The organism is Planctellipticum variicoloris (assembly GCF_030622045.1).
Lineage (GTDB): Bacteria > Planctomycetota > Planctomycetia > Planctomycetales > Planctomycetaceae > Planctellipticum > Planctellipticum variicoloris.
The window spans coordinates 362,304-375,050 of the sequence record NZ_CP130886.1 but is presented as its reverse complement, the minus strand read 5'-3'; the positions used below and the strand labels follow the sequence as shown (position 1 = coordinate 375,050).

Genomic DNA, 12,747 nt, shown 5'->3' with positions numbered 1-12,747 from the left:
GCTGACGTGGATTGGTGCCATCGGTGGAGCGGCATTTGTGATGTAGACGCAGAAAGCCCCCTCCACTCTCATCGGCTGGCGTTCTCCTTGCACCGTGCGGCCTGCGATGTTCGACATTGAGCCCCCGTCGCGCCGTGGCGTGAGATCTCCTCTTGATCGTGGCGCTTCGCAAGGTCTTCGATTTTCAGCGGGGGAGCCAGAGCTGCGGACTGACCGCGTCCTCTTGCGTCGAACGCCGGACCCGGCGGGCCTTCATCCGGACGTACGGCGCGACGAAGCGGCCGCGGTAGCCGAAGTGGTCGACCTTGGCGGTCGGGTCGGCGCGCTTCGGTTCGCGGAGGTCTTCAATGACGAAGCCGGCTCGGCAGAGCCCTCCGACGAGCTGGTCCCAGCGGTGGAGGTACTCGACGGCGCCCGTTTCGCGATAGGAAGTGTCTTCGACCTTCGGGAGCGGGCCGGTGTGGTAGTACTCGACGCCGATGACGAACCGGTTGCAGTCGTCGCGGTGGGCGATCTGCAGGCTGGTGGGGACTTTGTGCTGGCTGATGTAGAGTCCGTCGTCCCGGCTGACGCGGGCGATTTCCGCATAGACCTTCTCCAGGTCGGGGACGTAGCAGGTGCTGACCGGCTGATGGACGATGTCGAAGGTAGCGTCGCCGAGCATCGGCAGGTCGTCCATGGACGCCTCGATCGTCGTGACCGACAGGCCCCGGCGTCTGGCCTCCTTCCGGTCGAGCTCCAGCATGCCTGGGCTGAGGTCGACGACGGTGACGCGGGCGCCGGCCGCAGCGTAGAGGATCGACTGCCAGCCGCCCCCCGAAGCGAGGCAGAGAACATTCAGCCCGGCGACGCTCTGCGGCAGCCAGCCGCGGCTGTCGAGGGCTTTGAGGGGCTGCCGGCATTCTTCATCGCTGGCGACTTTGGCGAACTGGCTGCCGTCGGAGAGGCGGTTCCAGGCCGATTGATTCTGCCGCTGGTAGTCGGACATGGGGGGGATCGTTGATCGTTGATGGTTGATCGTTGATGGTTGGTAGAGAAGAGTTTATTGGATTCGAGTCGGCTGCGAGTCTTAACGATCAACGATCAACCATAAACGATCGACGATCTCACGATTTCAGCACCGGCAGCCGGATCTGCACAGGGCGGTCGCCTTGCTCCGGCTCTGTCGGAGCAGGTTGGAGCGGAGCGGGGTCAGGGTCGATGGTGGTGCGGCCGGGGCCGAAGAGGGTGGTCCAGGCGACGCGGGCGAAGCCTTTCCAGGTGTTGAAGGTTTCGGCGACGGCGGTGGGTTCGTAGCCGCAGTGGACCATGCAGTCGGCGCACTTGGAGTTGCCGCTGGCCTTGCCGTAACTGGGCCAGTCGGTGGTTTCCATGAGCTCCTGGAAGGTCTCGCAGGTGCCTTCGTTGAGGAGGTAGCAGGGTTTCTGCCAGCCGAAGAGGTTGTAGGTGGGGGTGCCCCAGGGGGTGCATTCGAGGTCCCACTTCCCCTGCAGGAACTCCATGAAGAGAGGGGAGAGGTTGAACTTCCAGCGGCGTTTCGGGTTGCCGAGCATCTTTTGAAACAGACGCGTCGTCTGCTTGTGCTGGAGGAAGAGGTCCTGGTCGGGGGCTTTCTCGTAGGCGTAGCCGGGAGAGACCATCATCCCTTCGACGCCGAGGTCCATGAGGGTGTCGAACATCTTCCGCATCGATTCGGGGTCGCCGTTGTTATAGACGGTGGTGTTGGTGGTGACGCGGAAGCCTTTGCTGACGGCGGTTTTGATCGCGGAGATGGCGATGTCATAGACCCCTTCGCGGCAGACGGCGAAGTCGTGTTCTTCGCGGGGGCCGTCGAGGTGGATCGAGAATGAGAGGTACTTAGAGGGCTTGAAGCGGTGGATGTGCTTTTCGAGGAGGATGGCGTTGGTGCAGAGGTAGATGAACTTTTTGCGGGCGACGAGGCCTGCGACGATTTCGTCGATCTGGGGGTGGAGGAGCGGTTCGCCGCCCGGGATGGAGACCATCGGGGCGCCGCACTCGTCGACGGCTTTGAAACACTGTTCGGGTGTAAGGTTTTTGCGGAGGATGTCGGCGGGGTACTGGATTTTTCCGCAGCCTGCGCAGGCGAGATTGCAGCGGAAGAGGGGTTCGAGCATCAGGACGAGGGGGTAGCGTTTCCGGCCCTGGAGGCGTTGTCGAAGGACGTACGACGCCACGGTCCACATCTGCGAAATCGGCACTGCCATCCCGTCGCTCCCTCCCCGGCTTGAATTTGCGGGGTGTAGAGATATCAGGTTCTGCGGCGTGTGTCAGCGCTCAAACGGGTTCCCGGCGTGGCCTGGGGTGCGGCGAGGAAGTGATCTTTGCCCTTGCGGCTGCCGGGCGGCTACACTGGCGGCATCTCGTCTTTCCCATCTTTTGCCGGGTTGCCGACATGATCTGCATTTCAGTTACGCCGGAATCGCGTCAGCTTGCCAAGGTCGACATCCTGAACGCATCGCGACAATGCGATCTGATCGAAGTTTGTCTGGACCGGCTGATCAAGGAGCCGGACGTCAAGGAGATGCTGGAGGGGGCGAAGAAGCCGGTGCTGGTTTCGTGCCGCCGGGCGGCGGACGGGGGGCAGTTCCAGGGGACGGAAGACGAGCGGCAGGGGCTGTTGCGGCAGGCGATTCTGGCGGGGCCGGCGTACGTGGAACTGGATCTGGACATTGCCCGGCGGATTCCGCGGTTCGGCAAGACGCAGCGGGTCATCAGCTATACGAGTCTCGGTCGACCGCTGGGAAACGTGGACGAGGTGTTCGACGAGGCGGTGTCGGCGCAGGCGGACGTAATCAAGTTCACGTGGCCGACGGAGACGCTGGAAGCGGCATGGCCGTTATTGGCGGCGGTGAGCCAGAAGCGGTCTGTGCCGATCGTGGGCCTGGGGCTGGGCCGATGCGGGCTGAGTTTTTCGCTGCTGGGTCGGAAATACGGTTCGCCGTGGATTTATGCGGCGCTGGAAAAGGGGATGGAGGCGTTTCCCGGACAGCCGACGGTGGGTGAGCTGGACGATATTTACCGTTGGCGGGAGGTCGGGCCGAAGACGCGGTTCATTGGTCTGGCGGGTTTCGGCGAAGCCGAGGTGATGACGGCGAAGGTGTTCAATGCGGGGTTTGATGCGCTGAAGCTCAATACGCGCTGCCTGCCGTTTGATGTCCGATCGCTGGACCAGCTTCCCAAGATGCTGGAGATTTTGAAGATCCCGGCGGTCGTCGCCACGGGCGATACGGGGCGAAAGCTGGCGGGGCTGGCCGTGCAGCGGGACGAGATCGGGACGCAGGCGAACTTCACGGATCTGCTGGTCAAGCAGGCGGATGGCTGGCACGGGCACAACCTGATCTGGAAGACGGCGTTGCGTGCGCTGGAGGAGCGGCTGGGGAAGACGACGTCGGGGGAGCGGCCGTTGGATCGACGGAATGCAGTAATTGTTGGCGGCGGCGGACTGGCGCATTCGATTGCGTTGGGGATTCAGAAGCGGAGCGGGATGGTCAGCGTGTGCGCCGGGGACGAGCAGGAGGGGCAGGCGATCGCCCGCCAGACGGGGACGCGTTTCATTCCGCCCGCCCAGCTCTACGACACGCTGTTTGACGTGGTGGTCCTGACGACGGGGAGTCTCGATCACGCCAGCCGGCGGCAGCCGGTCAATCCGTCGCTGTTGCGTCCGGACATGACGGTGCTGGATCTGATTCAGTTTCCGGCGGATTCGCCGCTGACGTCGGAGGCGCGCGACCGAAGCTGTCGGCTGATTGAGCCGTCGGCGGTGTTTGCGGACTATCTGGGGGACCTGTTCAAGTCGCTCAGCGGACAGGATCTGCCGGTGGAGGCGTTTGCGAAGGGGCTGGCGGAGTAGGGGAGGCTTTCGCCAACTGATGGTCCGCGGACCTGTTTGCGAACGATTCTCTTCCCGTGAGGCGGGGCGATCGTGCATCTTTCAGGGCGAGATTCCTCCGTCCCTCCGGGACGGCTCGAGGAGACGTGTGGTTTCCCCGGTGGCGGTTGACCACGGGTTGCGCTTCGCCCGCGGGACGCGGGCTGCGCTCCACCCGTGGCTACAACCCGACGCCCCTCCGGGGCTGAGACTGCGGCGGATCTTCGAAGATGTCCACGAAGGGGCGCCTTCCGCCATCCGATGGCGACCGTACGGGAAGAGAGAGTTCTGGCTGGCTTTCCGCTTTCCGCTTTTGGCATTCCGCTCATCAGTCCCTCCACTTCGGCAACAAATCGACTACAATTGATCCGTTAAGTCCGCCCGAGGGGGGTGGGCGTCCGTTATTCAGGAGTGGATCGGTATGAAGACTCTGACCTGTCTGTTGCTTGTCGGCGTGTGCGCCGCGCTGTCTGCCAATGCCGGGGCCGCTGAAAAGGAAACGCCCAAGCTGCTGCAGCACAAGATGAAGACGCTGACGGGCAAGGAAGTGGACCTCGGCAAATACGAGGGGAAGGTGCTGCTGGTGGTGAATGTCGCCAGCAAGTGCGGGGCGACGCCGCAGTACAAGCCGCTGGAAGGTCTGCACGAGAAGTACAAGGATCAGGGCCTGGCCGTGCTGGGCTTCCCGTGCAATCAGTTCGGCAAGCAGGAACCGGGCTCGGCGAGCGAGATTGGCGAGTTCTGCGAGAAGAACTACGGTGTGAAGTTCGATCTGTTCGAGAAGATTGACGTCAACGGCCCGGAAGCGGCGGCGCTCTACAAAGAGCTGACCAGCACGCCGGGGATGGACGGGGCCGTGAAGTGGAATTTTGAAAAGTTCCTCATCGGTCGGGACGGAAAGGTTGTGGCGCGGTTCAAGACGGGCGTGCAGCCGGACTCTGAGGAAGTTGTGAAGGCGATCGAGACGGAACTGGCGAAGAAGTAACTCAGCGTCCATACTCGGACACAGCGTCAGCCTGCCGGAGGCGTCTCCTGCAGGCTGTTTTTGTGCGCCCCCAGCGTGTGGAATCCTGAGTGACTCTGCTGTACGGACTGCTGACTCTGGCTCTCTCCGCCGGTTTCGCCAAGTTGACGGCGGTCGTGGTGAACTGGTTTGAGGCCCACCCGCTGCACAAGTTCGTCTTCTGGCTGACCAAGCTTTCCGGCGTCCTCGCGTTTCCGGCGGGGATCGTCTGGTTTGGCCTCGGACTCTGCACGGCGCAGTTGTCCGCTCCGGATCTGCGGTCTCAATGGGTCGCGAGCTGCACTGCAGCAATGATCGGGCTGGTGTGGCTGGCGGGGGATGCAATTCGCTTTCAACGCTATCGTCCGCCGGCGTGTGTGACCGACTACCGCTGTACCCGACACGACCTGCGCGTCGAAGTCGGTCCGCAGGTCCAGGGACGGCATCGATCGGGCTGGATGCTGAGACTGCCGGGGAATCAGCAGTTCCTGCTCGACTGCGTCGAGTTCACGGCTCACGTGCCGGATCTGCCTGCGGCCTGGGACGGCGTGACAATCGCGCACTTCAGCGACAGCCACTTCCGGGGGAGCGTTTCGGAAGAGTGGTTCGCGGCGGTTGCGGACCACATCGCCGCGGGCACGCCGGATCTGATCGTGTTCAGCGGGGATCTGCTCGACGATCCGCGGACGCGGGCCTGGGTTCCTGCGACGTTCGGCAAGCTATCGGCCCCGTGGGGCTGCTGGTACATCCTGGGGAACCATGACTGGCTGCAGGAAGCTGAAGCGTCCCGCGCGGCGCTGGAAGCGGCGGGCTGGCAGCCCCTCGCCGGTCGGGTTGTCGAGCTGCGTCGAGAAGGAGCGGGGTTGCTGCTGGCAGGATCAGAAGCGCCCTGGATGCCGCCCCGTCCGGAGGTCGACGGCCTGCCGCCGGGGGGATTTCGGATTCTCGTCAGCCACTCGCCGGACGAGATCGGCTGGGCGCGGCGGCAAGGGTTTCAATTGATGTTCGCCGGCCATACGCACGGGGGGCAGATCCGGCTGCCGCTGCTGGGGCCGGTCTTTTCGCCGAGTCGCTACGGCGTCCGGTTTTCGGCGGGTGAATTCTTTGTCGATCCGACGCTGCTGGTTGTCAGTCGGGGGCTGTCGGGGCGGGATCCGTTGCGGTACGGGTGCCCGCCGCAGATCAGTCGAGTCACGCTACGACGCGATACTCCGGCGCAGCATGCGTGACTACTGTTTGAATTCACCGGTCGCCTGCGGCGACTTCAGACTCTCGCGCAACTCGAACAGCGGCTGATCGGCGGCGTCGAGGCGGATGAAGCCCCTGCGGGGAAATTCGAGGTCGAAGGTCACCAGCACCGTCAGCGACAGCATGGCGGCGAATCCGGTCATATGCAGCCAGTTGCGTCCTTCCGGGATGGCCATCGCGGACCCAGCCAGAATCGAACAGAGGATGGCGAGCGCGCAGAGCAGCAGCAGGATAATATTGGGCACGTGCATCTGCGTCGCCGTTGTGCGCGCCGTGGCGATATCGAACATTTCGTTGAGAGCGGGGGTGACGAGGGTGGCGACGTGCGTTCGTCCATCTTCGGCAATCCCTGCCTGGGCCCGTTTCCAGATCATGTCCTGGAGCTCCGCCTGGCGCACCAGTCCGGCCCGGGCGGACTCGTCGAGGAGTCCCCGGCGGAACAGGTCGATTCTCAGGTCCAGGTATTCGCGGAAGAAATCGCGCAAGGGGGGCTGAACGTCGGCCGGAAGCAGATCCAGTCGCAACCAGGCCGTTCCGATGGAGTTGGCCTCGTCGACGATCTGCACGCGGCGGGCGTCATAGCGCCCCGCCGCTCCGCTGAAGGTAAAGGCGACCAGCAGACCGAGCAGACCGAAGACCGCTCCTTCGACAATCCCGGTTCCCTGACGGGACTTTTCGGGATCGAGCAAGGAGCGGTGCAGCCAGATCCGCCGACCGGCCTCCATACCGGCCAGCATCGCCAGAAACAGACCGCCGGCCAGCAGCAGAGACTCGACTGCGAAATTCAAGATTCTCTCCGTTTCCCGGACCGTTGGGCGCCTGCCGTGGATCGTGCCGAGTCTCGACGAAGCCTGCAACAATCGCAGCGTGGATCGAATCGCTGGAGAGCCGCGCGGCGACCGTGCCGTCGGACACGTCACGGCTTCGGCAGCGCCGTCCGGAACGGCGTCGCGGGCAGGCCGGCCTTGTTGAACAGAACCGCAGTCGGATTGTTCGACCAGGCGTAGCGGGCGGCGTGCGGCTGTGGGACGTCCAGGCTGGAGAGCGTCAGAGTATCACTTTCGACGCGAGCTTCGGCCGTTTTCCAGACGCCATCCGTTCCGGCGACTTCGAAGCCCGCATGCTCGCCGCGCAGTTCCAGGCCGCCGTCAGCGTGCTTGAAGCGGACCTCCAGGCTCCGGCCCTCCAGCGTCGTCTCAGTCGGAATCGGACCGGACGACGGGATGTCGCGACCGTAGACGTCGTGGAGAGCCCACAGGGCCAGTCGTCGGCCGATCTCCTGTTTGTTCTTCGGGTGAATGTCCTTCGGATCGCCGACGTCGATCGCGATCGCCATCCCGGTGTGGGGCTGCTCCAGGGTCTGCAGCATCCCTTCGCGGACCGACGGCCAGTCGCGGGTTTCCGGGGCGATGAAGTTCGGAAGCTGCACCCAGGCGAACGGCAGCTCCGGCTGGCCCCAGCGGATCCGCCAGTCGGTGATCAGCAGCGTCAACTGCCGGTGGTACAGCGTCGCGGTTTCCGGGCGGGTGTTATGCTCGCCCTGATACCAGACCATCCCGCGCACGGCGTACGGGATCAGGGGGGCGATTTTGCCGTTGAACAGATTGCCCGGATGGTTGCGATCCTGCCGCGGTTCCACCGGGACCTGCGGCCGACGGGGCAGGAGCTTGCCTGCGGCCCGAGCCGCCTCGGCCTTCGTCTTCCAGGCCGCAAGCGCCCTCTCGTACTGCTGCCTGGCCCGACCCGCATTGTACGCGGCAATGCGATCTTCCCACTCGCCCAGGATCGGCTTCAACTCCGGGTCGCGCTGCTGGACTTCGAGATCGGTCCAGGCCTCGATCCCAGTTCCACCGACCGAAGAGTTGATCAGCCCGACCGGGACCTGCAGTTCCCGATGAATTTCGCGCCCGAAGAAATACGCCGTCGCGGAGAAGTTGCCGACCGTTTCAGGCGAGCAGACGACCCATTGCCCCTTGCACTCATCTTGCGGCGAAGTCGCCGGTCCGGAGGTGACCGTGAACATCCGCAGATTCGGCAGCCGGGCGGCCTGCTGTTCTTCCGCAACGCTGTTGCAACGGGAGACCGTCATCGCCATGTTCGACTGGCCCGATCCGAGCCAGACTTCGCCCACCAGGACGTCCTTGACGGTCAGCGAATTCTTGCCTGCGACTTTCAATTCCAGCCCTTCGGCCACTTCGAGCGGCTGGAGCGCGACGCGCCACTTCCCGTCGTCGCCGGTAGTGGCCCGGACCGACTGACCGGCGACGGAAACCGTCACCGCTTCGCCGGCATCGGCCCAGCCCCAGACGGAAACAGGCTGCCCCTGCTGCAGAACCATGTGATCGGAAAAGAGTGCGGGCAGTCGGACATCGGCCCGAGCGATGGCCGGGATCGCCGTCAAGGCGATCAGACAAAACGCACTCAGAATTCGACGCATCATTTCCGGCTCCCTGCTGTACGCCACATTGTGAACGAGATGTGCCGGTATTGAACCAGACGCTCGCTGGCGACGCGAGCGGAAAGGGAATTGCGCCAGTGCCGGTAGGAATACTTCAACGGACTGGCGCCCGGATGAACCGGACATTGGCGATCCCTGGATCGCCTTCGGTCACCAGGATGCTTCCGATTGCTCGGAGACATGAGCGATCGGAAGCCGGAGATAAGTTCCGGTTTATCTGCGTCTTTGAGCGGAGATGAGGCGGGTTTTAAGTTCGCTTCAGCACGACTTTATCGCTCGCTGCGATCGTTCCTGCAGATTGCTCGTTCATCGCAAAGACGCAGGAGAAAATCATGACGCACGTCGCATTCCTTTTCCAATCGGCTGCAGCCGTTACCGCGGCCATCTTGCTGTTTCTCTGCCTGGCATGCTATCTGCGAAGCCGAACCGACTGTCACGCCAGCGACCGCGCTGCCAAGTCGAGCTGAGTTTGGCCGGGAGCCTCATGCCCGGCGACGGCCCCCGTTGCGCCGCGTTCCGCCATCCCGGCGCGTACAAAAGCCCTCCCCGATCGCTGTGTCGACCTGGTGACGAGATGACAACAGACCGCGTCGGGCGACGGCGGCAGATTTGCACAACTGAGAGGCATGATCCGCCGACCGGCCGCTACTTCGGCTTCGTCTGGTGGTGCGTCCCGTCAAAGGAGATCACCGCAGGCTGGTCGTCGATGATAGTCTCGATGTGCACAGGCCGGGCCCAGAGCTTCTGCAGATTCGTCAGCGTATCCTGCGCGTAGTCCTGCCGCAGTTCGACTCCCTGGTCGCGATGAGCCAGGTAGAGCTCGCCCCGGTTGCGGTGGTTGGCGTCGACGACGTAGATGAAGGGCCGGCCGTGATTGGTCAGACTGTTCAGAAGCTGCTGCTTAATCTCGACGAATTCCCGGGACGCGATTTCGTAGTTCTCGCTGTCGTCATTGTAGGCGAACGAGAACATCTTGTGCTTCTCGCAGAACTCGGCGGTCAGATAGGTGTCGATGAACGTCACGTCGTTGTGGACCTTGCGGATTTCAAAGATCTTCTCCCGTCCCAGCCCGAGTTGCTTGTCCCACTTGCGTTTGGTTTCGCGGTCGTCGCAGTGGTCGTATTCGGCGCCGAAGCGTCCGGTGTTCCAGCGTTCTTCGATGTCGCGAAACAGCTCCAGCCCGATCTTGTAGGGGTTGATCCGCTGCGGGCTCATCGCCACGGTACCGCTGTGGTGGTCGGCGTAGTCGATCACCTCGGCGTCGGTCAGCCCGTGCCGGGTCATCAGCGTCGTATGCCAGAAGCAGGCCCAGCCCTCGTTCATGATCTTCGTCTGGCCCTGCGGGGCGAAGTAATAGGCCTCGTCGCGGATGATCGACAGAATGTCGTGCTGCCAGTCTTTGAGCGGCGCGTGCTGCAGCAGAAACAGGAGCACGTCCCGCTGCGGTTCGTCGGGAAAGGATCGCTTGCGTTCCCGTTCTTCCTCGGCCTTGTGGCGGTCCTCGGCTTCCTTCTGAAGCACTTCGGGCGGATTGATGAACGGCTGCAGATAGCCCTTGGCGGGGAGCCGGGATTCCTGTTGCAGGTACTCGAAGTCGTCCTCACGCAGCAGCGCGGCATGGGGCACCGGAGAAATTTCGGGCTGCCGGCGGATGTGGACCGAATGAGGATCGATGAGGTCTTCGAGCGACAGACAGGCGTCGATGAATTCTTCGACCTTTTCGTAGCCGACGCGTTCCACGTAGCGCGTGATCCGGGTGGCGTGGTTGGCCATCTGATTGAGCATCTTCCGGTTCGTGTGGGAGAACCAGGCGTTATTCTTGAAGAAATCGCAGTGGCCGTAGACGTGGGCGATGACCAGCTTCTGGTCCGACAGTTCGTTGGTGTTGAGGAGGTAGGCGTAGCAGGGATCGTTGTTGATCACCATTTCGTAAATCCGCTGGAGACCGTACATGTGGGTCTTCAGCAGCTCGTCGTACTCGGCCCCGAAGCGCCAGTGGGGGTAGCGCGTGGGGAAGCCGCCGTACGCGGCGAACATGCAGAGTTCTTCGAGGTTGAGCATCTCGAAGATCGTTTCGAAGCAGTCGAGGCCGTAAGCCCTGGCGTGGGCCTCCATTTCGGCCTGGATGTCCTGGATTTCCGGCGGCAGCGCGCGATAGGTGGAGATGGACATGGCGGAGTTCCTTCAGCATACAGCAACAGCAGATTTCTTCGGACTCAGCCGAATTCCGTCCAGCGAACGGACTGCCGTCCCCGTCATTTCCCCTTCCCCAGAAACGTCCGGATCGACTCGTAGATCCCGTCTCGATCTTTGATCTCGCTGAGGATCAGGTTGTCCCACTTCCCCTGAATCTTCTTCAGCTCTTTCAGATAGTCCCCGGAGCCGTAGGGGCTTTCGACCTGGCCGTAGCAGAAGAGGTTCGCGGACGGAATGAGCGGATCCTGCAGGAGCTTCATGCAGTTCGAATTGTCTTCGCCCCAGTTGTCGCCGTCCGAAAACTGAAAGATGTAGATGTTCCACTGGGCGACGGGGAAGTCCCGTTCGATGATCTGCTGCGCTTTCACGTAGGCGCTGGAGATGCGGGTGCCGCCGCTTTCGCGGGTGCGGTAGAAGGTGTCCTCGTCAACTTCGTGGGCGACGGCGTCGTGGACGATGTATCGCCGCTGCAGGCCGTCGTACTGGCTCTGCAGCCAGGTGTCGATCCAGAAGGCTTCGGTCCGGACGATCGCCTTCTGCTCGTCCGTCATCGAGCCAGAGACGTCCATAATGTAGAGGATCGCCGCGTTCGCTTCGGGGAGCGACTCGTCGGTCCAGGAGCGGAAGCGTTCGTCTTCGCGGGTGGGGATGATAATCGGTTTGCGGGGATCGTACTCGTCGGAGGCGATCATCCGGCGGAGCGCACGCTTGTAGGTCCGCTTGAAGTGGCGGAGGGATTTGGGGCCGGTGGGGCTGATGCTGTTATAGCGGGTGCGGATGGTCCGGAGGTTTTCGTCCCCCTTGGGCTGGATCCGGGGCAGGTGCAGTTCTTCGCCGAGCATCTGGGCGAGTTCTTCGAGGGTCAGTTCGGCCTCGCGGACGTGCCGGCCCGCTTCATCCCCCGCCTGGCCCTGGCCGTCTCCTTCGTCCTGTCCCTTACCAATCGGCTGGCCGACTTCCCCTTCGCCCTGGCCGACGCCGCCCGAGCCTTTTTTGCCGTGGCGGAAGTGGGGGATGTCGATGCTGGGAACGGGGATGGAGACGACTTCGCGACCTTTGCGGCCGAGCATTTCGCTATGGGTGATGTATTTTTTGAGCCCCTGGCGCACCTTGCCCCGCACGATTTCTTTGAACCGTTGGGAATCGCGATCGATGGAGCGGGTCATGAAAACACCAGAGTGGCTAGTGGTGAGTGGTTCGTGGCTGGTGAAAGACTGTTGATGGTGTCTGCTTTGCCATGGCTCAGCCCTTTCCTGCCGCGAAGCAGGCCGTGACATCCACCACAAAGCCGGGCAGCAGGATCGAGGCAGCCACGTCCCCCGCCTTGGATTCACTCGACACCTCGTACTCGGTTGCCCCCTTGAGCAGTGTCAGAACCGTAATCGTTTCGGTCTCCGGGTCGACGATCCAGTATTCGGGGATACCCGATTCAGCGTATTCAACTCGCTTCTCCTCGAAGTCTCGTTTCCGACTCTGGGCGTCGGGACTGACGATCTCTATCACCAGGTCTGCGCCGTCAGGCACATCGGCGGTCCGCGGATGACCTGTTCTCAGAAAGAACACGTCCGGCTCCCGCAGTTTGCCGGACCGCAACCTCACGCTGACCGGCGCCCAGAAGACTTCGCCGAGCTGCCGCGTCTCCACGTGGCGACGGAGCAGATCCGACACGAATCGCGAAATCCGGGCATGGGACAGCTTCGGCATCGGCAGGAACTCCAGGATCCCGTCGGTGAACTCGATCAGCCGGTTGCTGTCGAGCGCCAGATAATCCTCCTCCGTCCACGCGCCTTGTCGGGGCGCATCGACCCCCAGTTCCCATGTCGGCTCGCCGCGCCGCGAGGGGCGGCGGCGGGGGGCGAGTTCGGGTTCTGGATGGATTGTTGACACGGTTTCATGCCTTCTGAGAATCGATGGGCGGGAGCCCACCCTACGAGAGTCGTTGCGGTGAATCTT

The 12,747-nt window shown here is 63.0% G+C and carries 10 protein-coding genes; 3 read left to right on the top strand and 7 right to left on the bottom strand.

The window, feature by feature from the left end:
• Positions 1-184: 184 nt before the first annotated feature.
• A complete protein-coding gene (locus SH412_RS01495; RefSeq protein ID WP_336521733.1) occupies positions 185-988 on the bottom strand; it encodes a class I SAM-dependent methyltransferase in 804 nt (267 codons plus the stop codon).
• A 118-nt stretch (positions 989-1,106) separates the two neighbouring features.
• Complete coding sequence (gene hpnH, locus SH412_RS01490) at positions 1,107-2,225, bottom strand: adenosyl-hopene transferase HpnH (RefSeq protein WP_336521732.1); 1,119 nt, start codon at positions 2,223-2,225, stop codon at positions 1,107-1,109.
• A 188-nt stretch (positions 2,226-2,413) separates the two neighbouring features.
• Here hpnH and SH412_RS01485 point away from each other — a divergent pair, with 188 nt between their 5' ends.
• The 3 genes from SH412_RS01485 to SH412_RS01475 all read left to right on the top strand — a co-directional run bounded on the left by SH412_RS01485 (position 2,414) and on the right by SH412_RS01475 (position 6,121).
• Complete coding sequence (locus SH412_RS01485; RefSeq protein WP_336521731.1) at positions 2,414-3,871, top strand: type I 3-dehydroquinate dehydratase; 1,458 nt, start codon at positions 2,414-2,416, stop codon at positions 3,869-3,871.
• Positions 3,872-4,310: 439 nt separating this feature from the next.
• The gene (locus tag SH412_RS01480; protein ID WP_419555765.1) at positions 4,311-4,874 is read left to right on the top strand and encodes a glutathione peroxidase; all 564 of its coding nucleotides are present in this window, start codon (positions 4,311-4,313) and stop codon (positions 4,872-4,874) included.
• Between the two features lie 89 nt (positions 4,875-4,963).
• Positions 4,964-6,121 (top strand): metallophosphoesterase, encoded by a 1,158-nt coding sequence (locus tag SH412_RS01475; RefSeq protein WP_336521730.1) that lies wholly within the window; start codon positions 4,964-4,966, stop codon positions 6,119-6,121.
• Here SH412_RS01475 and SH412_RS01470 read toward each other — a convergent pair whose 3' ends face one another.
• The 5 genes from SH412_RS01470 to SH412_RS01450 all read right to left on the bottom strand — a co-directional run bounded on the left by SH412_RS01470 (position 6,122) and on the right by SH412_RS01450 (position 12,681).
• Positions 6,122-6,928, bottom strand: a complete 807-nt coding sequence (locus SH412_RS01470; protein ID WP_336521729.1) for a bestrophin-like domain — start codon at positions 6,926-6,928, stop codon at positions 6,122-6,124.
• A 128-nt stretch (positions 6,929-7,056) separates the two neighbouring features.
• Entirely contained in the window at positions 7,057-8,580 is a 1,524-nt protein-coding gene (locus SH412_RS01465; protein ID WP_336521728.1) for a sialate O-acetylesterase, read from the bottom strand.
• Between the two features lie 663 nt (positions 8,581-9,243).
• Complete coding sequence (locus SH412_RS01460; RefSeq protein ID WP_336521727.1) at positions 9,244-10,770, bottom strand: SpoVR family protein; 1,527 nt, start codon at positions 10,768-10,770, stop codon at positions 9,244-9,246.
• A gap of 83 nt (positions 10,771-10,853) precedes the next feature.
• Positions 10,854-11,960, bottom strand: coding sequence for a DUF444 family protein (locus SH412_RS01455; protein ID WP_336521726.1), 1,107 nt, complete (start codon positions 11,958-11,960; stop codon positions 10,854-10,856).
• A 76-nt stretch (positions 11,961-12,036) separates the two neighbouring features.
• Positions 12,037-12,681 (bottom strand): Uma2 family endonuclease, encoded by a 645-nt coding sequence (locus SH412_RS01450; RefSeq protein ID WP_336521725.1) that lies wholly within the window; start codon positions 12,679-12,681, stop codon positions 12,037-12,039.
• Between the last annotated feature and the right edge of the window lie 66 nt (positions 12,682-12,747).